This window comes from Streptomyces sp. NPDC104313 (genome assembly GCF_055583985.1).
The window spans coordinates 1-22,980 of record NZ_JBVJMW010000007.1 but is presented as its reverse complement, the minus strand read 5'-3'; the positions used below and the strand labels follow the sequence as shown (position 1 = coordinate 22,980).

19 protein-coding genes and 1 pseudogene are annotated in these 22,980 nt (G+C 73.5%); 16 read left to right on the top strand and 4 right to left on the bottom strand.

What is annotated here, in order from left to right; translation table 11 throughout:
• The first annotated feature begins 99 nt into the window (after positions 1–99).
• Positions 100–339, top strand: a complete 240-nt coding sequence (locus tag ACZ60Q_RS17915; protein ID WP_469635060.1) for a hypothetical protein — start codon at positions 100–102, stop codon at positions 337–339.
• A gap of 12 nt (positions 340–351) precedes the next feature.
• Here the strand turns inward: ACZ60Q_RS17915 and ACZ60Q_RS17910 are convergent, their stop codons facing one another.
• Positions 352–1,023, bottom strand: a complete 672-nt coding sequence (locus ACZ60Q_RS17910; protein ID WP_469635058.1) for an HAD family hydrolase — start codon at positions 1,021–1,023, stop codon at positions 352–354.
• 180 nt (positions 1,024–1,203) lie between these two features.
• On the opposite strand from ACZ60Q_RS17910, the gene ACZ60Q_RS17905 reads away from it, so the two are divergent.
• From ACZ60Q_RS17905 to ACZ60Q_RS17890, 4 genes are read left to right on the top strand one after another with little or no spacing between them, the layout of a single operon-like run.
• Positions 1,204–2,244, top strand: a complete 1,041-nt coding sequence (locus ACZ60Q_RS17905; RefSeq protein ID WP_469635052.1) for a FecCD family ABC transporter permease — start codon at positions 1,204–1,206, stop codon at positions 2,242–2,244.
• Positions 2,241–3,362, top strand: a complete 1,122-nt coding sequence (locus ACZ60Q_RS17900; protein ID WP_469635049.1) for a FecCD family ABC transporter permease — start codon at positions 2,241–2,243, stop codon at positions 3,360–3,362. The genes ACZ60Q_RS17905 and ACZ60Q_RS17900 overlap by 4 nt, the downstream gene beginning before the upstream one ends.
• On the top strand, positions 3,359–4,240 hold the full coding sequence (locus ACZ60Q_RS17895; RefSeq protein ID WP_469635047.1) for an ABC transporter ATP-binding protein: 882 nt from the start codon (positions 3,359–3,361) through the stop codon (positions 4,238–4,240). Before ACZ60Q_RS17900 ends, ACZ60Q_RS17895 begins: the two co-directional genes overlap by 4 nt.
• Position 4,241: 1 nt before the next feature.
• Positions 4,242–5,219 carry an ABC transporter substrate-binding protein gene (locus ACZ60Q_RS17890; protein ID WP_469635044.1) on the top strand — a complete coding sequence of 326 codons (978 nt, stop codon included), beginning with the start codon at positions 4,242–4,244 and terminating at the stop codon, positions 5,217–5,219.
• 139 nt (positions 5,220–5,358) lie between these two features.
• Here ACZ60Q_RS17890 and ACZ60Q_RS17885 read toward each other — a convergent pair whose 3' ends face one another.
• A complete protein-coding gene (locus ACZ60Q_RS17885; protein WP_469635041.1) occupies positions 5,359–6,744 on the bottom strand; it encodes a hypothetical protein in 1,386 nt (461 codons plus the stop codon).
• A 54-nt stretch (positions 6,745–6,798) separates the two neighbouring features.
• Between ACZ60Q_RS17885 and ACZ60Q_RS17880 the strand changes: the two genes are divergently transcribed.
• The 9 genes and pseudogenes from ACZ60Q_RS17880 to ACZ60Q_RS17840 all read left to right on the top strand — a co-directional run bounded on the left by ACZ60Q_RS17880 (position 6,799) and on the right by ACZ60Q_RS17840 (position 18,057).
• A complete protein-coding gene (locus tag ACZ60Q_RS17880; RefSeq protein ID WP_469635038.1) occupies positions 6,799–9,279 on the top strand; it encodes a helicase-associated domain-containing protein in 2,481 nt (826 codons plus the stop codon).
• 9 nt (positions 9,280–9,288) lie between these two features.
• Positions 9,289–9,537, top strand: a pseudogene (locus ACZ60Q_RS17875) (NUDIX hydrolase); the annotation flags it as partial.
• Between the two features lie 131 nt (positions 9,538–9,668).
• Complete coding sequence (locus ACZ60Q_RS17870; protein WP_469635036.1) at positions 9,669–9,794, top strand: hypothetical protein; 126 nt, start codon at positions 9,669–9,671, stop codon at positions 9,792–9,794.
• A gap of 186 nt (positions 9,795–9,980) precedes the next feature.
• Positions 9,981–11,624 (top strand): DNA repair helicase XPB, encoded by a 1,644-nt coding sequence (locus tag ACZ60Q_RS17865; protein ID WP_469635034.1) that lies wholly within the window; start codon positions 9,981–9,983, stop codon positions 11,622–11,624.
• 169 nt (positions 11,625–11,793) lie between these two features.
• Positions 11,794–12,681, top strand: coding sequence for a helix-turn-helix domain-containing protein (locus tag ACZ60Q_RS17860; RefSeq protein ID WP_469635897.1), 888 nt, complete (start codon positions 11,794–11,796; stop codon positions 12,679–12,681).
• A 165-nt stretch (positions 12,682–12,846) separates the two neighbouring features.
• Complete coding sequence (locus ACZ60Q_RS17855; protein ID WP_469635031.1) at positions 12,847–13,728, top strand: ABC transporter ATP-binding protein; 882 nt, start codon at positions 12,847–12,849, stop codon at positions 13,726–13,728.
• Between the two features lie 68 nt (positions 13,729–13,796).
• A complete protein-coding gene (locus ACZ60Q_RS17850; protein WP_469635029.1) occupies positions 13,797–14,855 on the top strand; it encodes an ABC transporter substrate-binding protein in 1,059 nt (352 codons plus the stop codon).
• Between the two features lie 59 nt (positions 14,856–14,914).
• Positions 14,915–17,008 carry an iron ABC transporter permease gene (locus tag ACZ60Q_RS17845; RefSeq protein WP_469635894.1) on the top strand — a complete coding sequence of 698 codons (2,094 nt, stop codon included), beginning with the start codon at positions 14,915–14,917 and terminating at the stop codon, positions 17,006–17,008.
• A complete protein-coding gene (locus ACZ60Q_RS17840) occupies positions 17,005–18,057 on the top strand; it encodes a peptidase C39 family protein (protein WP_469635026.1) in 1,053 nt (350 codons plus the stop codon). Before ACZ60Q_RS17845 ends, ACZ60Q_RS17840 begins: the two co-directional genes overlap by 4 nt.
• 71 nt (positions 18,058–18,128) lie before the next feature.
• Here the strand turns inward: ACZ60Q_RS17840 and ACZ60Q_RS17835 are convergent, their stop codons facing one another.
• On the bottom strand, positions 18,129–18,320 hold the full coding sequence (locus ACZ60Q_RS17835; protein ID WP_469635023.1) for a hypothetical protein: 192 nt from the start codon (positions 18,318–18,320) through the stop codon (positions 18,129–18,131).
• Positions 18,321–18,693: 373 nt separating this feature from the next.
• Between ACZ60Q_RS17835 and ACZ60Q_RS17830 the strand changes: the two genes are divergently transcribed.
• A complete protein-coding gene (locus ACZ60Q_RS17830) occupies positions 18,694–20,865 on the top strand; it encodes a HelD family protein (protein WP_469635021.1) in 2,172 nt (723 codons plus the stop codon).
• Positions 20,866–21,054: 189 nt separating this feature from the next.
• On the opposite strand, the gene ACZ60Q_RS17825 is transcribed toward ACZ60Q_RS17830, so the two are convergent.
• Positions 21,055–21,744 carry a copper homeostasis protein CutC gene (locus ACZ60Q_RS17825; RefSeq protein WP_469635019.1) on the bottom strand — a complete coding sequence of 230 codons (690 nt, stop codon included), beginning with the start codon at positions 21,742–21,744 and terminating at the stop codon, positions 21,055–21,057.
• A 271-nt stretch (positions 21,745–22,015) separates the two neighbouring features.
• Here ACZ60Q_RS17825 and ACZ60Q_RS17820 point away from each other — a divergent pair.
• A partial coding sequence (locus ACZ60Q_RS17820) for a heavy metal translocating P-type ATPase (protein WP_469635016.1) occupies positions 22,016–22,980 on the top strand: 965 nt, incomplete at its 3' end.

Here is a 22,980-nt window from a genome sequence, read left to right as displayed (position 1 = left end):
TTCGATCGGCGTGCGGAAGATCCGGGAGACGGACCGCCCTATCTCCGGTGACAAGACGTCGCCGGAGAGTTCCTCCGGGCTGGGAACTACCCTGGTCGCGTGAGTACTACTCCTTCAGGCGCAGGTGACCGGCTCGTTCAGGTCGGCGCGATCGTCTTCTTCGTCGGCGCACTGGCCACTCTGGTCACAGTGGCCCCACTTTTCCTGGGCACGGACCCGTTCCCGCCGGTCGCGTACGCGGTCTGCATGCTGATGGGCGTCGGGTTCCTGATCGCCGGGGCGGGCGTCGTGCGCTCGGCCTGGTCCAGCTCCCCGAAACGGGCCGCGAACCGCGCCTGACACCCTTCCGCGTCACGCCACCCGGTCCGCCTCGAAGGCGGCCAGCCAGGCCGGGAATCCCGTCAGGTCCTCCAGCACCACGTCCGCGCCCGCCGTCCGCAGCTCCGCCGCGTCGCACGGGCCCGTCGTCACCGCGACCGACAGCGCTCCGGCCGCCCGCGCCCCGCGCACGTCCCCGGTGTGGTCGCCCACGTACACCTGCGCACCGTGCTCGCGCAGGGCCTCACCCTTCGCCTCCGCCCACAGCCGGCCGGCCACCGCGTCCGGCTCGATGCCGAGGTGGGCCAGGTGCAGCTTCGCGTTCGGCTCGTACTTCGCCGTGACCACGATCGCCCGGCCGCCGAGCGCCCGCACCGCGGCCACCGACTCCCGTGCCCCGGCGAGCGCCGTGCTCGGGGCTATCGCGTGGTCGGGGTAGAGCTCCCGGTAGCGGTCGGCCGCGGCGGCCACCCCGTCGGCCGGGAACCAGTGCGCCAGCTCCGTCTCCGGCGGCGGGCCGATCCGGCTCACCACCAGGTCGACATCGATCGGCACCCCCGTCTCCGCGGACAGGGCCCGGTAGGCGGCGGCGATACCGGACCGGGAATCGACGAGCGTCATATCGAGGTCGAAGCCGACCGTCAGGGGGCGCCGACGGGGGTGCTCAAGCGGGTGCTGGGGAGTGTCCTGATCCATGGAAGCCATGCCTGCCATTGTGCCGACCTCCGGGGACCGGCCGTCCGGGGCTGTTCCGAAGCCCCCGTCGGCCGGAAAACGCCGCCGCTTAGACTGAGAAGCGCACTTAGCCAAGCCTTACCGATCTGGCCCCGCGCCCCAGCGTTCCCTCACGTTCCGTCACGTCCGCGTCCGTCTCGATTGGGTGAAATGTCAGCGTCAGCGCCCGTGCGGACCGCCGCGCCACCCCGTACGCCCCGCCTCTCCCGACGCGCGGCCTCGACGGCCGCCGCCGTGCTCGCCCTGCTGCTGGCGGTCCTGCTGAGCCTCGCCGTGGGCGCGCGTTCCATCCCTCCGGGCGAGGTGCTGGACGCCCTGCTGCACGGTGGGCACTCCGACGCCGCCGAGGTGATCCGCACGATGCGGGTGCCGCGCACACTCGTCGGGCTGATGGTCGGCGCGGCGCTGGCCCTCGCGGGCACGGTGCTCCAGGGGATCACCCGTAACCCCATCGCCGATCCCGGCATCCTCGGCATCAGTCAGGGCGCCTCGGTGGCGGTGGTGACGGCCATCGCGCTCGCGGGGGTCCACACACTCACCGGGTATGTGTGGTTCGCCTTCGTGGGAGCGGCGATCGCCTCGGTCGCCGTGTACGCCATCGCCTCCAGCGGGCGCGGCGGCGCGACCCCGGTGAAGCTCGCGCTCGCCGGCGCGGCGATCAACGCGCTGCTGGTGTCGGTGACGGTGGGGATCCTCACGACCAACGCCGCCGCCCTGGACGAGTTCCGCTTCTGGCAGGTCGGCTCGATCGCGGGGCGGGAGTCGGACGTCGTCCAGCAGATGTGGCCGTTCCTCCTCCTCGGGGCGGTCCTCGTGCTCTCCGTCGCCCGAGGCCTGGACGCGCTCGCGCTCGGCGAGGACGTGGCGAAGGGGCTCGGGCAGAACGTCGCGGCGGTCCGGATCGTCGGCGGCGTCGGGGCGACCGTGCTGACCGGGGTCGGGGTCGCCGCCGCCGGGCCGATCGCGTTCATCGGCCTCGCCGTCCCGCACATCGCCCGGGCGGTCGTCGGCAACGACCATCGCTGGGTGCTGCCCATGGCGGCGCTGATCGGGCCCGTGATGCTCCTGGTCTCGGACGTCGTCGGCCGGATCGTGTTCCCGCCGGGCGAGATCCCGGCGGGCGTGATGACGGCCCTGATCGGGGTGCCGTTCCTGGTCGCCCTCGTACGCCGGAAGGCGGTGCCCGCATGAGGACCGACACGCCCGCGCCTGCTGCCGCGCCCGTGACCGCGCCCGTGAAGACCGTGCCGACCGTACGGGTCCGGCCCGCCGGCTATTCCGTCGTGAGGGCCGGGCCGCGCGTCCGGTTCCTGCTGCACCGGCGGGCCTCCGTCGTCGCCGCCGCCCTCGCCGTGCTGCTGGCCGCCGTCTGCGTCGTCTACCTCAGCGTCGGGGAGAGCTTCGTCGCACCCGGCGAGGTCGTGAAGGTGATCCTCGGGCAGCCGTCGTCGGCCGAGCTGGTCGTGGGCACGCTCCGGCTGCCGCGGATGGTGGTCGGGCTGCTGGTGGGCGCCGCGTTCGGGATCGCCGGGGCGCTGATCCAGACGGTGGCCCGCAACCCGCTGGCCAGCCCCGACATCATCGGCATCAGCCAGGGCGCGAGCGCGCTCACGGTCGGTGCGATGACCTTCGGCATCACCTCGTACACCGTCCTGCCCTACCTCTCCGTCGTCGGCGGCATCGCGGCGGCGGCCCTCGTCTACGTCTTCGCGTGGCGCGGCGGCCTGCACGCCACCCGCTTCGTCCTCATCGGCATCGGCTTCGCCATCGCACTGCGGTCGGTGACCACCCTGTTCCTGACCAAGGGCGACTACCTGGTCGCCCAGCAGGCGCAGATCTGGATGACCGGCTCGCTGAACGGGCGCGGCTGGTCGGAGGCGGCCCCGATCGGCTGGACGCTGCTGGTCCTGCTGCCCGCCATCGCCTGGGCGGCCCGCGCGCAGCGCACCGTCACGATGGACGACGACACCGCCACCGCGCTGGGCGTGCGCCTGGGGCGCGTACGGCTCGGACTCGTCGCGCTCGGTGTGGTCCTGGCGTCCGTGGCCACGGGCACCGCGGGCCCGGTGGACTTCGTGGCGCTGCTCGCCCCGCAGATCGCCCGCCGGATGACCCGGACCGCGCAGATCCCGCTGCTGTCCTCGGCGCTGCTGGGCGCGGTGATCGTCGTCCTCGGCGACCTGCTCGCCCGCAAGCTGTTCTCGCCCACCGAACTGCCGGTGGGCGTCCTCACGGCGGCGGTCGGCGCCCCGTACCTGATCTGGCTGATCATCCGCGGTCACCGCGGTCGCAGTGGAGGCACCGCATGAGCCTGAGCCCGAGCCCGACGACCGACACGGCGCGGGAGACCGGCGGCAGGCTCGCCGCGCGCTCCCTGACCCTCGCGTACGAGGACCGCACCGTGGTCCACGAACTGGACCTCACCGTGCCCGACGGGCAGGTCACCGTCATCGTCGGCCCGAACGCCTGCGGCAAGTCCACCACCCTGCGGGCGCTCGGCCGGCTGCTGAAGCCGCGCGGCGGGGCGGTACTGCTGGACGGCACGGAGCTGGCGCGGATACCCACGAAGCAGATCGCCCGGTCCATCGGGCTGCTCCCGCAGACCCCGGTCGCTCCTGAGGCGATCACCGTCTCCGACCTGGTCGCGCGGGGCCGTCAGCCGCACCAGAGCTGGTGGCAGCAGTGGTCGGACGAGGACGAACGGGCGGTGACCGGCGCTATGGCCCGTACCGACGTCACGGCGCTGGCCGACCGGTCGGTGGACGAGCTGTCGGGCGGTCAGCGCCAGCGGGTGTGGATCGCGATGGCGCTGGCCCAGGAGACGGACCTGCTGCTGCTCGACGAGCCGACGACGTATCTCGACATCGCACACCAGGTGGAAGTCCTCGATCTGGTACGCCAGTTGGCGTCTCCCGCCGCCGACGGCACCCGGGGCCGCACCGTCGTCACCGTACTCCACGACCTCAACCAGGCCGCCCGGTACGCGGACCGTCTCGTCGCCATGAAGGAAGGCCGGATCGTCGCCGAGGGCCGGCCCGGGGACGTCGTCACCGCCGAGCTCGTCGCCGAGGTCTTCGGCCTGGAGGCGGTGGTCGTCCCGGACCCGGTGACGGGTTCGCCGCTCGTCGTCCCGAGTGCCCCCTGGACCCCGCCCCCGGCGGAGTCCCCCTCCCAGAAAGGTCTGTGACATGACTACCCTCCTCCGCGACCGCCGCCGCACCCTCGTCGCCGGTTCCCTCGCCGTGACCGCCGCGCTCACCCTCGCCGGGTGCGGCTCCTCGGACTCCGCTCCGGACTCCTCCGACTCCCCGGCGAAGACGCGCACCGTCGACACCGCGAACGGGAAGGTCGACGTCCCCGCGTCGCCGAAGCGGGTCGTCGTCCTGGACTCCGGCGAGCTGGACTCCGCGATCACCCTCGGTGTCCGGCCGGTCGGCGCGACGCACTCGGCGTCCGAGAACGCCTTCCCCTCCTACCTCCCCGCGAGCGAGACGAAGGACATCACTCCGGTCGGCAAGATCGCCAACGCGAACCTGGAGTCCGTCGCCGCGCTCGATCCGGACCTGATCCTCACCAGCAAGGTCCGCGACGGGGAACGCTACGACGCGCTCAGCAAGATCGCCCCGACCGTGATGACGGAGGCGACCGGCAGCGCCTGGAAGGAGAACTTCCAGGTGCACGCGGAGGCGCTCGGCAAGCAGGCCGAGGCCAAGAAGGTCCTCACCACGTACGACACCCAGGTAGGAGAGGTGACGGAGGCGCTCGGCGGCAAGGAGAAGGCCGCCGCGACGGACGTCAACTTCATCCGCTTCGTCGAGGGCGCCGAGATCCGCATCTACGGCAAGCAGAACTACATCGGCTCGATCCTCGCCGACATCGGCACCGGCCGCCCCGCGATCACGGACAAGGCGAAGGACGGGTTCTCGTACGACGTGTCGCCCGAGAAGATCGACCTCGCGGACGCGGACGTCATCTTCACGTCGACATACGGCGACCCGGGCAAGGCCGGGACGACGAAGACGATGAACAGCGGCCTGTGGAAGGGACTGAAGGCGGCCGAGAACGACAAGGTCTTCAAGGTCGACGACCGCCTGTGGATCGCGGGCATCGGCTACACGGCCGCCGGCAAGATCCTGGAGGAGTTCGAGACCAGCATGAAGAAGTAGCCCCCTCGCCCGGCCCGGCCCTCGCCCGGTCCTGCCCGCGCTTTGCCCGGCCCTCGCCCGGCCCCTTCGCCGGGGCGGGCCGGCACGCGGGGTCTCTTCGGACCCGCCCCGTGCCGGGAGCACGCCGTGGGCGGCCGGTTCAGCCGGCCCGCCTCCGCGCCCGCCACACCAGGTAGAGCGCGGAGGCGACGGCGGCGACCCGGACGACCACCGGCCAGGTGTCCAGCAGGACGTCCCGCATCGCACCCTCGCGGATCGGCTCGCCCCAGCGCCCCTCCATCCGCCCCCACACCCACGCGAGAGCCCCGGCCGCCACCACGCCCGGCAGGCCGAGCGCCGCCCACTTCGCCTCCGTACGGGAGAGGGTGCGCGAGCTGTACGCGATCAGCCAGCCGCCCGCCAGCGGCAGCCAGGAACCGGTGACCACACCGGCGACGAGCAGGACGGCGGCCAGGAGCAGCAGCGGGTGGGCGAAGCCGCCGCGGGGGCCGGAGGCGGCGGCCTCGGGCTCGGGCTCGGCGACCACCGCGGCCTTGCGGCGGCGGAGCTTCACGAGGCGCAGGACACGGCGGCGCGTGGCGGACCCGGCCTGCCCCTCCGCCCCGGCCTTCCCGTCGGCCCCGTCGGCCTCGCCCTTCTCGCCCTCGGCGCCCTCCTCGCCCTCCTCCCCCTCGACGCCCTTCCCGTCCTTCCCGTTGGGCCCCGGCCGCCGCCTCCCGAGCAGTTCCGGGGCCTCGATGCCGCCGAAGAACCCGGGGATGGCGGTGCCCTCGTCGAAGGGGCCCGGCTCCAGGCGCCACCAGTCGGTCGCGTCGTCCTGCTGGTCCTGGCCGAGCAGGTGCGGGGCGGAGGGATCGGGCCAGTCGCGGACGGGGACGTCGTCGGCGTTGTCGGCGTAGGCGGCGTAGTCGTCGTCGGGTGCGGGAGCCGGACGGGGCACGCCGGCGGGCCGCGCACCGGAAGCACGGTCGGAGGCGCCGCCGGAAGCACGGTCGGAGGAGCCGCCGGAAGCACGATCGAGAACGCCGGAAGCACGGTCGGGAGCGTTGCCGGCGCCGTCCTCCGCGTCGCGGCGCGACGCGCCCCACCCGAAACCGGCTTTCGGCTTCCTGAGGGCCTTCGTCTCCTGGCCCTTCCCCGGCCCCGGAGCGGGCTCCGCCGGCTTCCTCGGCTCCTTCGGCTCCTTGCGGAGGAGTCCGCCCCGGGGCCGGGGAAGGATGGTCCGCCGCCGCTGCTCGGCGCCCCCCGCCCCGGTCCGGGCGGTCGGCAGCGTGACCGTGCCGTCCGCCGACTCCGCCGCCGCGGCGACCAGTTCGTCCGGGCTGCCCAGCCCCCCGATGATGCGCCGCACGGTCACCGGGGAGTCCGCGCCCTCCGCTCCGCGCTGCCGGTCGATCTCGCCCCGAAGTGTCGAAACCAGGCGCATCCGGGCGCCCGACGACAGCTGTTGCCGCTGAGCCAGGTCGCCGACCCGGCTCAGGTAGTCGTAGACGAGCTGGTCGCTCTCGATCCCCACGCGGTGCATCCCCTCTACCGGCCCTGCCCCGACGGTAGCGTTCCAGCGGCTACCGTGGGACGGATGGGGACGACCACACCACCGCGCACGCTCGCCGAAGCCCTGCGCGCCCGGGGCGACGAATCGCTGGCCGGGCTGCTGCGTGCCCGCCCCGACCTCCTCAACCCGGTGCCGAACGACATCACCCAGCTCGCCACGCGGGCCGGCACACGGGCGTCCGTGGTCCGCGCGCTGGAACACCTGGACCGGTTCGCACTACAGACCGCCGAGGCACTGGCGGTGGCCCCGGACCCGGCCCCGTACGAGACGCTGCGCTCCCTGCTCACCGGCGACGGCCTGGACGACGGCGACCAGCGCGACGACGCCGGGGCGGCGATCACCGGGGCGCTGCCCGGCTCCCTCTCGACGCTGCGCGAACAGGCCCTGGTCTGGGGCGAGGACGACCGGCTGAGGCTGGTGCGCACCGCCCGCGAACTGCTCGCCCCGTCCCCGCAGCACCCCTCGCCCACGGGCCTCGGCCCCACGGTCGCCGAGGCGACGGCCGGGATGTCACCGGGCCGGCTCCAGGAGATCCTGGCGACGGCCGACCTGCCCGCCACCCACGACCCGGTGTCCGCGGTGGCCGCGCTCGCCGCCCTGTTCACGGACCGGACGCGGATGGCGGAACTGCTGGACACCGCCCCGGTGGAGGCGCTGTCGGTCCTGGACCGGCTGGTGTGGGGCCCACCGTACGGAGAGGTCACCCCGAACCCGACGCCTCCGGTCAAATGGCTCCGTGACCGGGGCCTGCTGCTGCCGGTCTCCACCCGCACGGTGGTCCTGCCGCGCGAGGCGGCCCTGCATCTGCGCGCCGGACGCGCACACCGTGTGCCGGAACCGGTCCCCCCGGTCGTCGCGGCGGCCGCCGAACGTGATCCACAGGCTGTGGACAGGGCGGCGGCCGGGCAGGCGTTCACGGCGCTGTCCACGGTCGAGGAACTACTGAAGCTCTGGAACGGCGGCGGCCCCGCGATCCTGCGCGCGGGCGGGCTGAGCGTACGGGAGCTGAAACGTGCCGCGAACTCCCTCGACGTGACCGAGCCGATCGCCGCGTTCTGGGTCGAACTGGCCTATGCAGCAGGCCTGTTGGCCTCCGACGGGGAGTCCGAGGAGCGGTACGCGCCGACACCGGCCGCCGACGAGTGGCTCGACCTGTCCGCCGAGGACCGCTGGGCGCACCTCGCCACCGCCTGGCTCGCCGCCACCCGGACCCCGGGCCTGGTCGGCGGCCAGGACGCCAAGGGCCGGGCGCTGTCCGCACTCGGCCCGGAACTCGACCGATCGGCCGCCCCCGACGTACGCCGCCGGGCCCTGGCCCTGTTCGCCGAACTCCCGCCGGGCACCGCGCCGGACGCCGGGACTCTGCTGCGACGGCTGCGCTGGGAACGCCCGTTGCGCGGCGGAGCGACCCCCCAGGCCGCCACGGGCCCGGGCGAGGGGGCGGACCTCCGCTCCCGCCTCGCCCTGTGGACGCTCAACGAGGCGGAGCTGCTGGGCATCACGGGCCGGGGCGCGCTCTCCGCACAGGCCCGCGCCCTGCTGGACGAGGGCCCGGACGCGGCGGCGGCCCGCCTCGCGCCGCTCATCCCCGAGCCCCTGGACCACGTCCTCCTCCAGGCCGACCTGACGGCGGTGGCGCCGGGTCCGCTGGAACGCCCGCTGGCGGAAACACTCTCCGTCCTGGCCGACGTCGAGTCGAAGGGCGGTGCGACGGTGTACCGCTTCACGCCCGGCTCGGTGCGCCGCGCCCTGGACGCCGGGCAGGCGGCGGCCGACCTGCACGCGTTCCTGGCCGCGCACAGCCGTACGCCGGTGCCACAGCCCCTGAGCTACCTGATCGACGACGTGGCCCGCCGCCACGGACACCTGCGGATCGGGGCGGCGGCCGCGTACGTACGCTGCGACGACGAGGCGGTCCTCAACGAGATCCTGGCCGACCGCCGCTCCACGGGACTCCGCCTCCGCCGCCTGGCCCCCACGGTCCTGGCCTCCCAGACCGACCCCGGCTCCCTCCTGGAAGCCCTGCGCGACATGGGCTACGCCCCGGCCGCCGAATCCGCCGAGGGCGACGTCCTGATCACCCGCGCCGGCGCCCGCCGCACCCCGCCCCGAACCCCCCCGGTACCGGTCCCCGAAGGCCCCCCGGTCCCGGACGGCACCTTGCTCGGAGCGGCGGTACGCGCCATCCGCGCGGGTGACACGGCCGCCACGGTGATCCGCAAGGAGACCTCCGAGGACGCGTCGTCCACCACCCCCTCCGGCTCCCTCCCCCGCACCACCTCCGCCGAGACCCTGGCCACCGTCCAGGCTGCCGCGATGACGGGCTCCGCGGTCTGGATCGGCTACGTCAACGCGGACGGCGCGGCCAGCCAGCGCGTGATCGCCCCGGTCCGCGTGGAGGGCGGCTTCGTCACGGCGTACGACCACACGGCCGACGAGGTCCGCACGTATCCGCTGCACCGGATCACGGGAGTGGCCGAGCTGGCGGAGGACGGGAAGGGGTAGGGGACCGGGATCACGGGACTCGTCGGCACGTACACCGACCCCCGGCACATCATCGAGTACAGCGACGGTGAAGTGCGTCGGCAGTTCAACGTCTGCTTCACCGCCCGGGTGACCGGCGGCTCCTTGGCCGTGTCCAAGGAGAGCACGGAGGTACGGTTCGTGGCGTCGGACGAGATCGACGCGCTGCCCATGCACCACACCCAGCGCCTCCGGCTGCGCCACTTCGCGGAGGACCGCGACCGGCCCCATCTCGGCTGAGCAGGGGCTGTACGGGCCGCCGTGCGCGGACTCTCAGGGAAAGCTCTGAAGATCACGTCCAGGCTTGTCGCAGGTCACCCCGTATGGCACGTTCGCCGTGTACGCGCAGCCCGTCCACCGAGGAGATGAAGATGATCGGAACGCTGACCGCCGGTGAGCAGATCATGACGGCGATCGTGGCGGTAGCCGTCCTCGGTCTGGCCGTGTTCGGCGTCAAGCGGGCCAAGCGCACCGGACAGCCGGGCGAGACCGAGTAGCGCCCGCCGCCGGCCGGGAAGCCGATGAGCGTGCCGCACTCCCCGGGCGTCCCGGTGCGCTGCGGGCCGCAGCGCGGACCGCGCGCCGGAGGCCGACCGCACGCCCACCCCGCCCCGCCCCCCGATGCGGCACACTGGACGTTTGGCCGCAGCCGTGGCCGCACCCCGCAGAAAGGGCCGAAGCGCGTGACCGGACCCCTCATCGTCCAGAGCGACAAGACGCTGCTCCTCGAAGTCGACCACGACCGTGCGGACGCCTGCCGTCGTGCCATCGCGCCGTTCGCGGAGCTGGAGCGTGCGCCCGAGCACATCCACACGTACCGGGTCACCCCGCTCGGGCTGTGGAACGCCCGCGCCGCCGGGCACGACGCCGAGCAGGTCGTCGACGCCCTGGTCGAGTACTCCCGCTACCCCGTGCCGCACGCGCTCCTGGTCGACATCGCCGAGACGATGGCACGGTACGGGCGGCTCACCCTGTCCAAGCACCCCGTGCACGGGCTCGTGCTCACCTCCACCGACCGGCCCGTGCTGGAGGAGATCCTCCGGTCGAAGAAGGTCCAGCCACTGGTCGGGGCGCGGATCGACCCGGACACCGTGGCCGTGCACCCCTCCGAGCGGGGTCAGGTCAAGCAGACCCTGCTCAGGCTGGGGTGGCCCGCCGAGGACCTCGCGGGGTACGTCGACGGCGAGGCCCATCCGATCGAGCTGGCCGAGGACGGCTGGTCGCTGCGGCCGTACCAGAAGCAGGCCGTCGAAGGGTTCTGGCACGGTGGGTCGGGCGTGGTCGTGCTGCCCTGCGGTGCCGGGAAGACACTGGTGGGAGCCGGTGCCATGGCCGAGGCGAAGGCCACCACGCTCATCCTCGTCACCAACACCGTCTCCGCCCGGCAGTGGAAGCACGAGCTGGTGAAGCGGACCTCGCTGACCGAGGACGAGATCGGCGAGTACAGCGGGACGAGGAAGGAGATCCGGCCGGTCACCATCGCCACCTACCAGGTGCTGACCACCCGGCGCAAAGGCGTCTATCCGCACCTGGAGCTGTTCGACTCCCGCGACTGGGGCCTGGTCATCTACGACGAGGTCCACCTGCTGCCCGCACCCGTCTTCAAGTTCACCGCCGACCTCCAGGCCCGGCGGCGGCTCGGTCTCACGGCGACGCTGGTGCGGGAGGACGGGCGGGAGTCCGACGTCTTCTCGCTCATCGGGCCGAAGAGGTTCGACGCCCCGTGGAAGGAGATCGAGGCGCAGGGTTACATCGCGCCCGCCGACTGCGTCGAGGTCCGGGTCAATCTCACGGACTCCGAGCGGCTCGCCTACGCGACCGCCGAGGCGGAGGAGAAGTACCGGTTCTGCGCCACCACCGCGACCAAGCGGAAGGTGACGGAGGCGCTGGTGCGCAAGCACCAGGGCGAGCAGACCCTCGTCATCGGCCAGTACATCGACCAGCTCGACGAGCTGGGCGAGCATCTGGACGCCCCCGTGATCAAGGGCGAGACCAGCAACGCCCAGCGCGAGAAGCTCTTCGAGGCGTTCCGCCAGGGCGAGATCAGCGTCCTCGTCGTGTCCAAGGTCGCCAACTTCTCCATCGACCTGCCCGAGGCGACCGTCGCCATCCAGGTCTCCGGGACCTTCGGGTCACGGCAGGAGGAGGCCCAGCGGCTGGGCCGGGTCCTGCGGCCGAAGGCCGACGGGCACGAGGCCCGGTTCTACTCGGTCGTCGCCCGCGACACCATCGACCAGGACTTCGCGGCGCACCGCCAGCGGTTCCTGGCCGAGCAGGGGTACGCGTACCGCATCGTCGACGCGGACGAGCTGCTCGCCGGGAGCTGAGGGAGCCAGGAGCGTCCGTGGGTGCCGGATGCGAGGGCCGGACGCGGGGGCAGGACACGGGGGCGGGGCCGGTGCCGCGCCCCGCGTCCGGCCTCCTCACCTACCGACCGATAAGGTCGACCGCGTGTCCCCTTCCCTGCGCGATGTCCCGGATGTCCGGGGCTTCGGGGTGTGGCCGCGTGAGCAGGGCATCGTGACGCGCCGGGCCTCGCCCGTACCGGCCGGGGCCGCGGGCCCGTTCGTGATCATCTCCGAGTCCCACGTTCCCGGCGTCCCCACCGAGTGGGAGCCCCACACCCACCCCCTGCACGAGCTGGTCTGGGTGCGCGGCGGCACCCTGATGTCGCGGGTGGCGGACCGGGTGTTCACCGTGTCCGAGGGGCAGGGGCTGTGGATGCCCGCTGGCGTGGAGCACGGCGGGCGGCTGACGGCCGGGGTCGAGTTCCACGACGCCTTCTTCGCCCCCGAACGGACGCCGGTCGCGTTCGAGGGGCCCACGGCCATCACGATGACCCCGCTGCTGGAGTCGTTGCTGGCCCATCTGGCCCGTACGGATCTCGATGCGGCGGCCCGGGCGCGGGCGGAGTCCGTCGTGTTCGACGTCCTGCTGCCGGCGGAGCGTCAGTTCGCGCTCCAACTGCCCGGCGACACCCGGATCGATGTCATCGCCGGGGCGCTGCTGGAGAACCCCGCCGACGCCCGGTCGCTGGAGGAGTGGGCGCGGGCGCTGGGCACCAGCGACCGCACGGTCACCCGCGCGTTCCGCCATTCCACCGGGCTGTCCTTCGCCCAGTGGCGGCAGACGCTGCGCGTCCACCGGGCGCTGACGCTGCTCGCCGAGGGGTGGGATGTGCAGGGCGTCGCCGAGGAGCTCGGCTACGCGCAGCCCAGCACGTTCATCGCCGCCTTCCGGCGGGTCGTGGGGACGACGCCGGGGGCGTTCTTCCGCACGGCCACCGGTGCGGTCCCGGGCGCCCCGTCGGGTACGGCCGGCCGCCCGGCCGTGGACGCCGTCCCCGGTGTCCGAAACGCCGTATTCGATGTCCCTAGCTCCTGATTGCCGACATGACGGGCGGAATATAACCTTCCAGGAGTTAGGCAACCCTTAGTTGTTGCCCGCCAGGTTGGTCGTCGTCGGGCTCGGGGAGCTTGTGGCCCGGTCGGCGGCGCGCGGCACCGAGGGTGCCGCGCGCCATCGCCCTCGACACGACCGGACCCTCCCATGCCCACCAGTTCCTCCCCTCCCCCGGCCCGGACCGCGCCCGCCGCTCCGGCGACCGCCCTGAACGGGCGCCACCTGGTGCTGCGCTACGGAAGGACGCCGGTCGTGCACGGCGTCTCCCTGACCCTGGAGCCCGGTCGCGCGACCGCTCTCGTGGGGCCGAACGGCAGCGGGAAGTCCACGCTGCTGCGCTCCCTCGCCCGGCTGCACCGGGTGGACGACGGCCAGGTGACCCTCGGCGGCCGTGACGGCGCTGCCGAGCGGGTGGTGTCCCTGCTCAGCGCGCGGGAGTTCGCCCGCGAGGTCACGCTCTTCTCCCAGTCGCGCTCCGCGCCACAGGGCCTGACGGTGGCGGAGGTCGTCGCGTTCGGCCGCCACCCCTACCGGCGCGGCTTCGCCGGACTGTCCGCCGACGACCGCCACGCGGTCGCTCACGCGATGGACGCCACCGGGGTCCGGGACATGGCCGACCGCGCCGCCGGGGAGCTCTCCGGCGGCGAGATGCAACGCGTGTGGCTCGCGGCCTGCCTGGCCCAGAACACCGGTGTCGTCCTGCTCGACGAGCCGACGAACCACCTGGACCTGCGCTACCAGATCGAGACGCTCGACCTGGTGCGCGACCTCGTCCAGGACCACGGCATCGCGGTGGGAATCGTGCTGCACGACCTCGATCACGCGGCGCGCGTCGCGGACACGCTGGTCCTCATGCGCTCCGGCCGCATCCACGCCGCGGGCCCGCCCGCCGATGTCCTCACCGCGAAGAACATCGGCGAGGTCTACGACATCAGCGTCGAAGCGAGCCTCGACCCGCGCACCGGCCGGGTCCGCATCGACCCCGTCGGGCGGCATCCGGCCCCGGCCGGTGCTCCGGCCACCCCCTGATCAACGAGAACAACCGCAAACAACAGCGACAAAAGCAGCAACCGCAACAACAACAGAGAGGATCTCTCATGATCCGCGTCCGCCGCCTGATGGCGTCAGTCGCCACCGGGCTCGCCCTCGCCGTCGCCACCACGGCCTGCGGCACCACCGATGTCACGCCCGAGGCAGGCGCCGCCGCCTCCCCGGCGTCGAAGGACTGTGCCGGGGACACCACCGCGACGTCGACGAAGCCGGTGTCCCTCACCGACAGCCTCGGCCGGAAGGTGAAGCTGGACAAGCCCGCGAAGCGCATCGCGGTCCTGGAGTGGCAGCAGATCGAGGACGCCCTCACGCTCTGCGTCACGCCCGTCGCCGTCTCCGACGCGAAGGGGTACCGGACCTGGACCAGCGCGGAGAAGCTGCCCCAGGGTGTGACGGACATCGGGACCCGCGAGGAGCCCGACCTCGACACCCTCGCCGCCGCCAAGCCCGACCTCGTCGTGGTGGAGGCGTTCGACGCCAAGAACGAGACGCTCCTCGCGCTGGAGAAGCGCGGCATACCCGTGATGGCCACCCGGGGCGCGAACCCCAAGGACCCCATCGGCAACGTGCGGGACGTCTTCAACCAGATCGGCGAGGCCACAGGCCGCACCGAGCGGGCCGAGCAGGTGATCGGGGAGTTCGACGACCACCTCGCACAGGCCAAGAAGAAGGTGGCCGACGCCGATCTGCCCACGAAGGACTTCGTGTTCTTCGACGGCTGGCTCCAGGGCGGCAACCTCACCGTCCGCCCGTACGGCGAGGCCGCCCTGTTCACCGCGATCGGCGAGGAACTGGGGATGAAGGCCGCCTGGACCGAGGACATCAACAAGGCATACGGCGACGGGGGCGTGGACCCCTCCTACGGTCTGGCGCAGACCGACGTCGAGGGGCTGACCGCGGTGGGCGGGGCGAACCTCTTCCACGCCAACGACGACGACGCCGGAGGCTACGTCAAGGCGCTGAAGAAGAGCCCGGTCTGGAAGTCGCTCCCGGCCGTGAAGGAAGGCCGCGCGCACAGCTTCCCCGCGCGGATCTGGGGCGCCGGCGGCCCGCGCTCGTGCGAGCAGGCCATCGACGCGTACGTCGACGTCCTCACCAAGAAGTGAGCATCCCGCCCACCCCCGTAAAGGAACAGGCACCCGCACCGGCAGCCGCATCGCTGCCGGTGCCGGGTGCCGCCCCCGCCCCCGCCCCCGGCGAAGCCCCGACGCCCGGCGGTGGCTTCGCCGGCGTCGCCGTCCTCGCGCTCCTCAGCGCCGCCATCGTGCTGGCGGGCCTCTGGCACCTGACGCAGGGGACCTCCGGCGCGGGCATGGGCGATCTCCTGCGGTACGCCGCCGGGGCCCGGGAGGACGTCGGCGGGGTGCCGGTCGGGGACATCGTCGCCGGTTCGCGGCTGCCCCGGCTGCTCGCGGGCGTGGCGGTGGGCTTCGCCCTCGGCGCCGCCGGAGCGCTGTTCCAGTCCGTCACCCGCAACGCGCTCGCCTCCCCGGACACCCTCGCGGTCACCGCGGGGGCCTACTTCACGCTGACGTCCGTAGCCGCCTTCGGGTTCACCGTGCCACTCTGGGCCTCCGGTGCCGTCGCCTTCGCGGGCGGTCTGCTCGCGGCGGCGCTCGTACTGGCCCTCACGGGCCGCATGGCGGGCACCAGCGGAACACGCCTGGTCCTCGCCGGATCGGCGATGGCGCTGGCGCTGGACGCGGCGACCGCGATGCTGCTCATCCTGTTCGACCGGAACACCACCGGCCTCTTCGCGTGGGGCAGCGGCTCCCTCGCGCAGCTCAACATCGACGCGTCGATGCGGGCGCTGCCGCTGGTCGCCGTGGTGCTGTGCGTGGCCCTCGCGCTGTCCCGGAAGCTGGACGTGCTGGGTCTGGGCGAGGACACCGCCTCCTCCCTCGGCGTGCCGGTCCGGGCGACCCGCACGGCCGCGGTGCTCTGCGCGGTGCTCCTGACCAGTACGGCGGTGACCCTCGCGGGCCCGATCGGCTTCGTCGGACTCGGTGCTCCGGTCATGGCCCGGCTGATCTCCGCACGCGTCCGGGCCCTGCACCGGCACGCGCTGCTGGTACCCGCGGCCGGGCTGCTCGGCGCGCTGCTCGTCCTGCTCGCGGACGCGTCGCTGCGCGCGGTACTGGGCGCCGAGGGGGCCGCCTCCGTCCCCACGGGCCTGCCGACCGCACTGCTCGGCGCCGTCGTCATCGTGGCCCTCGCGCTCCGCCTCCGGGACTCCGGCCCGGTCCGGCAGCCGCCGCAGGCCCGTGCCGCCGGCGGGTCGCGCCGGGCGTTCCTCCTCGTCGTGACCGGCGCGGTGGTGCTGCTGGCCGGGGCCGCCGTCGTGGGGATCCTCGCCGGGAGCCTCTGGCTGCGCACCGGGGATCTGGCGCTCTGGGTCCAGGGCGCCGCACCGGACCTGGTCGGGCGCGCGCTCGACGACCGGATGCCCCGGGTGGCCGCCGCGGTGCTCGCGGGCGCGGCGCTCGGACTCGCCGGGTGCGCCGTGCAGAGCGCGGTACGCAACCCGCTGGCGGAGCCGGGCCTCCTCGGCATCACGGCGGGGGCCGGCCTCGGCGCGGTGGTCGTGGTGACATCGGACCTGCCCGGCGGGCGTCCGGTGCTCATCGCCGCGGCCGTCGCCACCGGGCTCGCCACCTTCGGGCTGATCGCCCTGCTGGCCTGGCGCGGCGGTTTCCTGCCCGACCGGTTCGTGCTGATCGGCATCGGCTGCGGATACGGGCTCAGCGCCGTATCCACCTTCCTCCTGCTGCGCGCCGACCCGTGGAACACACCCCGCATCCTCACCTGGCTCTCGGGGACGACCTACGGGCGCACGCTCCCCGACGTCCTGCCGGTCGCGGTGGGACTGCTGATCGCACTGCCGCTGCTGCTCTCGATGCGCCGTCAGCTCGACCTGCTCGCCGTCGACGAGGACACCCCGCGCATCCTCGGCGTCAGCCCGGCACGCACCCGTTTCGCCTCGCTCACGATCGCCGCGGTCCTCGCGGCGCTCGGCGTGATCGCGATCGGTGTCGTCGGCTTCGTCGGGCTCGTCGCCCCGCATGTCGCCCGGTCCCTCGTCGGCGCCCGGCACGGCCGCGCGATACCGGTCTCGATGCTCCTCGGCGGGGTGCTCGTCTGTGTGGCCGACACCTTGGGCCGGACGCTCATCACTCCCGCCCAGATCCCCGCCGGACTCATGGTCGCCCTGGTCGGCGCCCCCTACTTCGTCTGGCTGCTCCGGAGGTCCCGCGCATGACGTCGGCGTACACCGTCATCCCGTACGAGCCCACCGCGTGGCCAAAGGCGCTGCGGCGGATCGCCCGCCCCGACGTGCTGGAGCGCTGGGGCGCGGTGGACCGTTCCCCGCACGCTCCCCGGCTGGTGGCGGTGCCCGACCGCGACGGGTGGGCCGCCGCGGCGCTCGTGACGGCGCGCCCCGGCACCGCCTACGTGAAGATCGTGGACGCCGTCGGCGACGTACCGGTGGCGGTGGCGGCGGTCGTCGCCCACGCGGACGGGCAGCGGCTCGCGCAGGTCAAGTGGGAGGGATGGACGGCGGACGCCGAGGAGGCCGCCGCGGCCGGGTTCGCTCCCCTGCGGCCTCCGCTCACGCGGGGGCCGGGGGCGGACGGGCCCGGTGCCGGGTATGTTCGCCGGCTGTACGGGGGTGGGGAGGAGGCCGCCGAGCCGCCGTACTACCGGCAGAGCACGGACTTCACCTGCGGCGCCGTCACCGCCCTGGTCGCTCAGGCCCACGCGGGCGTGGAACCCCGGGAGTCGCTCGACCGCGAGGCGGAGCTGACACTGTGGCGGGACGCGACCAACTTCCCCGCGTGCGAGCCCGTGGGGCTCGGGGTCGCGGTCCGCCGCCGGTGGCCGTCGTCGCCGGTCGAGGTGTTCCTCGACACGGACGAGCCCGTCCTGCTCGGCCATCTCTCCGGGAGCGAGCAGGAGTGGCGGGCGGTGCTCCAGCGCGTATCGCGGGCGGACGCCGGGCGGCTCGGCGTCCCGATCCACGCGCGGCGGCTGTCCCTGCCCGGCCTCCGGGACGCGATCGGCAGACAGGAACACGTACTGCTCCTCGTTTCGCTGGCCACGATGCAGGGGTTCGACGTGCCTCACTGGGTGCTGTGCCACGGGGTCGTGCCGGGTGCGGTGCTGGTGGAGGATCCGTGGTTCAACACGGGTGCGGGAGAGACCTGGGTCGACGCGCACCTGCTGCCCGTGCCCGACGCGTCGCTCGACGCGATGTCCCTGCTCGGGGACGACCGCGTCCGGGGCGCCGTACGCATCGGACGCCGCTGAGACCTGTGGTGGACCCGGGGGCGGACCTGGTGGCGGTCCTGGTGGCGGTCCTGGTGGTGCCCGAACGGTCGTCAGCGGCCCCGGCCGGCGACGCCCGCCTCCTCCGCGTACTCCCCCAGGACGACGACGCCGAACGCCGCCGTCACGAACACCTTCACGGCGCGGACCGCGTCGCCGACGCGGTGGGATCGGTGGTGACCGGTGGCCGCGGTCGCGCCGTGCGCGGGGCCGGTCCTGCGTGGGTTCAGGGTGGCTGTGCTCATGTATCCATGGTGCTCCCGTCACCCGTTCGGGCGCGTCGGTCCGCAGACGGAACCCCGGGGCCGTGCGGGTAGCCCTGCGGTGCCATGCCGGGGCTCGGCGTCCCCTACGGGTACCCCCGGTGCCGCGCCTCCCGGCGGAGCCCGTAATCCGTTTCGACCGCGCCCCGCCCTGTGGCTACAATCGCCGGTCTGCCCGCCTCCCGCACCGTGGTACCGGCCTTTCGCCGCCGGCAGCCGGGGGAGCGCCGCCGGCCGGACGGAAACCGGCCGACACCAAGCGAACCAACCTTCCGAGCGGACCGCCCTGCTCCCGGCTCCGGCCGGCATCGGCGCGCGGTCCGCCGTCCTGCGTTGAAGAGCCGGAGGCAACACCGTGCCCGCGCACGTAAGCGAAAGCGATTCCACCCCCGACCCCCTGGCGCACGAGCGCACCCATCTCGCCGCGTCCCGCGCCGCCCTGCGCGGGATGCGCGAGGACGTCCAGGCCCTCGACATCCGCGACGTCACCGCGAACTGGGTCGACGCCGCCGTGCTCCAGTCCCACATCGACGACCGCATCAAGGCGCTCGCCGACCTCTCGCACACCCCGCTGTTCTTCGGCCGCCTCGACTATCTCCACGCCGTCGGCGGCGAACTGTCCGAGGGCGCGGAGAGCGAGCGGTTCTACATCGGGCGCCGTCACGTCCACGACGCCGCCGGGGACCCCATGGTCATCGACTGGCGTGCGCCGGTCTCCCAGCCGTACTACCAGGCGTCCCGCAAGAACCCTCAGGACGTGGGGCTCCGCCGCCGCTTCGGCTACACCGCCGGCGAGCTGACCGCGTACGAGGACGAGCACCTCACCGAACCCGCCCAGGACGGCCCCGGGGCCGGGCACACCAGCCGGCTCCTCCAGGCGGAGATCGAGCGGCCCCGCGTCGGCCCGATGCGCGACATCGTCGCCACCATCCAGCCGGAGCAGGACGAGATCGTCCGCGGCTCTCTCGGCGGCACCGTCTGCGTGCAGGGCGGGCCCGGCACCGGGAAGACCGCCGTCGGCCTGCACCGGGTGGCGTACCTGCTGTACGCGCACCGCGAGCGGCTCGCCCGCACCGGCACCCTCATCATCGGGCCGAACCGTTCCTTCCTGCACTACATCGAGCAGGTCCTGCCCGCCCTCGGCGAGCTGGAGGTGAAGCAGGCCACCGTCGACGACCTGGTGCGCACCGGCGTCGAGGTCCGGGGCGAGGACGAGGCGGCCACCGCCGTCGTCAAGGGCGACGCCCGTATGGCCGAGGTGCTGCGGCGGGCCGTCCGCTCCCATGTGACGGCCCCCGCCGAGCCCGTCGTCGTGGTGCGCGGGTCCCGGCGCTGGCGCGTGCCCGCGTACGAGATCCAGGAGATGGTCGATGAGCTGCTGGCCCGCGATATGCGGTACGGGGCCGCGCACGAGGCGCTGCCGCGGCGGATCGCGCACGCCGTCCTCGTACGGATGGAGGAGGCCGGGGAGGCGCCCGACGACCGGGTGCAGGACGCGGTCGCCCGGAACCCGGCGGTGAAGGCGGCCGTCAAGGCGATCTGGCCGGCCGTGGACCCGGCGAAGCTGGTGCTGCGGCTGCTCTGTGACGCGGAGTTCCTGGCCGCGCACGCGGAGGGGCTGCTGGACGAGGAGGAGCGGAAGCGGCTCCTGTGGGCGAAGCCCGCCCGCAGTGTGAAGTCCGCGAAGTGGTCGGCGGCCGATGCCGTGCTGATCGACGAGGCGGGGGACCTGATCGCCCGTACGCACTCGCTCGGCCATGTCGTGCTCGACGAGGCGCAGGACCTGTCCCCCATGCAGTACCGGGCGGTGGGGCGGCGGTGTTCGACGGGTTCGGCCACCGTCCTCGGCGATCTCGCGCAGGGCACGACCCCGTGGTCCACGGAGAGCTGGGGCGAGGCGCTGTTCCACCTGGGCAAGGCGGAGGCGGTGGTGGAGGAGCTGACCGCCGGTTTCCGCGTACCGCGCGAGGTCATCGCGTACGCCTCCCGGCTGCTGCCCGTGATCTCGCCGGGGCTCGCGGCGGTCGAGTCGGTGCGTGAGTCGCCCGGTTCGCTGGTCGTGCGGGAGGTCCCGCCGACGGAGGTGCTGGAGGCGGAGGTGCTGGAGGCGGGCGGCACGGAGGCAGGCAGAACAGCGGTGGGCGGGATGGAGTCGGGCGGCACGGACGGCCTGGACGCGGCTGTGGTCGCCGCCTGCGAGGAGTCGTTGCGCCACGAGGGGTCGATCGGGCTGATCGCCGCCGACGCCCGGATCCCGGCGCTGGGCGCGGCCCTGGCGGCGGCGGGCCACACGTATCTCTCCCCCGGTGAGGAGACGACCGCCGCGTCCCGGCTGACGCTGGTGCCCGCGTCGCTCGCCAAGGGCCTGGAGTACGACTACGTGGTGCTCGACGAACCGGCGGCCGTGGTCGACGGCGAGCCGGACGAGCGGACCGGGCTGCGGCGGCTGTACGTGGCGCTGACGCGTGCGGTCTCCGGGCTCACGGTGCTGCACGCGGCCCCGTTGCCGGAGGCGCTCAAGCGATAGGGCGGGCAGGGCGGAGGGGCACAGGGGCACGAGGGCACAGGGGCACAGGAGCGCGGGGCACAGGGGCCGAGGAGCGCGGGGGCACAAGGGCACAGGGGTGGAGGAGCTCAGGGGCGCAGGGGCCGAGGGGCACGAGGGCACCGGGGCGGAGGCCGAAAGCCTCCGCCCCGGTGTTCGGGCCGCGCTTCCTCAGGCGTCCAGCGCCTCGCGCCACTCCCGTACGGCTGCCGCGTCCACCGGGGCCGACCAGCCGCCGGGCCGGGCGGCGCCGCCGATGTGGACGGCGTCGATCCCCGCGGCCAGCAGCCGGGGCAGGTGCCGCAGCTGGAGACCGCCGCCGACCAGGACCTGTGCCCGGTACCCCGGTTCGCCGGTACGGGCCGCCTCGGCCAGGAGGACCGGGATACCGGCGTCCACCCCGGCCGACGAACCCGCCGTGAGGAACGTGTCGAGGCCGGGCAGGTCCGCGAGCTGCTTGCGCAGGGCGTCGCGGTCGGTGGCCCGGTCGATCGCCCGGTGGAACGTCCACCGGCAGCCTTCCAGCTCGGCGACGAGCCGCTCGACGGCGACGAGGTCGGCGTGGCCCTCCGGGTCGAGGAAGCCGAACACGAACTCGTCGGCTCCCGCCTCCCGCATCTCGCGGGCCTTGCCGACCAGAACATCGATGTCACCGGCGGCGAAGCCGTCCGCCACCCTGAGCATCACGCGCAGCGGGATGTCCACGGCGGACCTGATCGCCGCGAAGGTCTCCGGCGACGGGGTCAGTCCGTCGGCGGCCATGTCGGTGACCAGTTCGAGGCGGTCTGCACCACCGGCCTGGGCCGCGACCGCGTCCTCCGCGTCGAGAGCGATCACCTCCAGGACTGCACGGTTGCTCATGGGTCCCCATTCCTCCGATACGCAGCTATAGGTCTAGTCCAATGGCCAGCCTACGGGTCGGTAGGCAGGCGGCGCAGCTCCCTATCCCAACGCACGACCACGACGGCGCGCGAGCCGACCCCGCAGACGGGTGACGCGCCCCGCGCGCACATCGGCGCGGAACGGGCACATCCGCCGCGATCACCCCTTGCGCTTCATAGGGGCGGGGGGTATACATGGAGACAGACGAGATACCCCCTAGGGGTATGAGGACGCCATCAGGGAGGACCCCGTGTCCGCGCACTCCGCCACCACCGCCATCACCGCTGCCGGCTCCGGCGCCGACACCGCCGCGGTCGAGCTCGCGATCGGCGGGATGACCTGCGCCTCGTGCGCGGCCCGTATCGAGAAGAAGCTCAACCGGATGGACGGCGTCGAGGCCACCGTGAACTACGCCACCGAGAAGGCGAAGGTCACCTATCTGGGCGCCGAGGTGTCCGTCGAGGACCTGATCGCGACCGTCGAGGCCACCGGCTACACCGCCCGGCCACCCGCACCGCCCGCGTCCACCGCCTCCCCCGGGAGCAACAGTACGGACCCGGCGGGCGCGGCGGCGCAGAGCGAGGACGACGGGCTCACCTCACTGCGCCAGCGCCTGATCACCGCCGTTCTCCTCGCCGTACCGGTGATCGCGATGGCGATGGTCCCTGCGCTCCAGTTCGACTACTGGCAGTGGCTCTCCCTGACGCTGACCGCGCCGGTCGTCGTCTACGCCGCCTGGCCGTTCCACCGTGCCGCCTGGACCAACGCGAAGCACGGCGCGGCGACGATGGACACGCTGATCTCCGTCGGCACCTCGGCCGCGTTCCTGTGGTCGTTGTGGGCCCTGTTCTTCGGAACCGCGGGCATGGTCGGGATGACGCACCCCTTCGAGCTGACCATCGCCCGCAGCGACGGCGCCGGGAACATCTACCTGGAGGCCGCGGCCGGGGTGACGGCGTTCATCCTCGCCGGGCGCTACTTCGAGGCACGCTCGAAGCGGAAGGCCGGGGCGGCGCTCAAGGCGCTGATGGAGCTGGGGGCGAAGGAGGTCACGGTCCTGCGTGACGGCGTCGAGACGACGATCCCGACCGCCGCGTTGCAGGTCGGGGACCGTTTCCTGGTCCGTCCGGGGGAGAAGATCGCGACGGACGGGACCGTGGTCGAGGGCGCGTCCGCCGTGGACGCCTCGATGCTCACGGGCGAGTCCGTACCCGT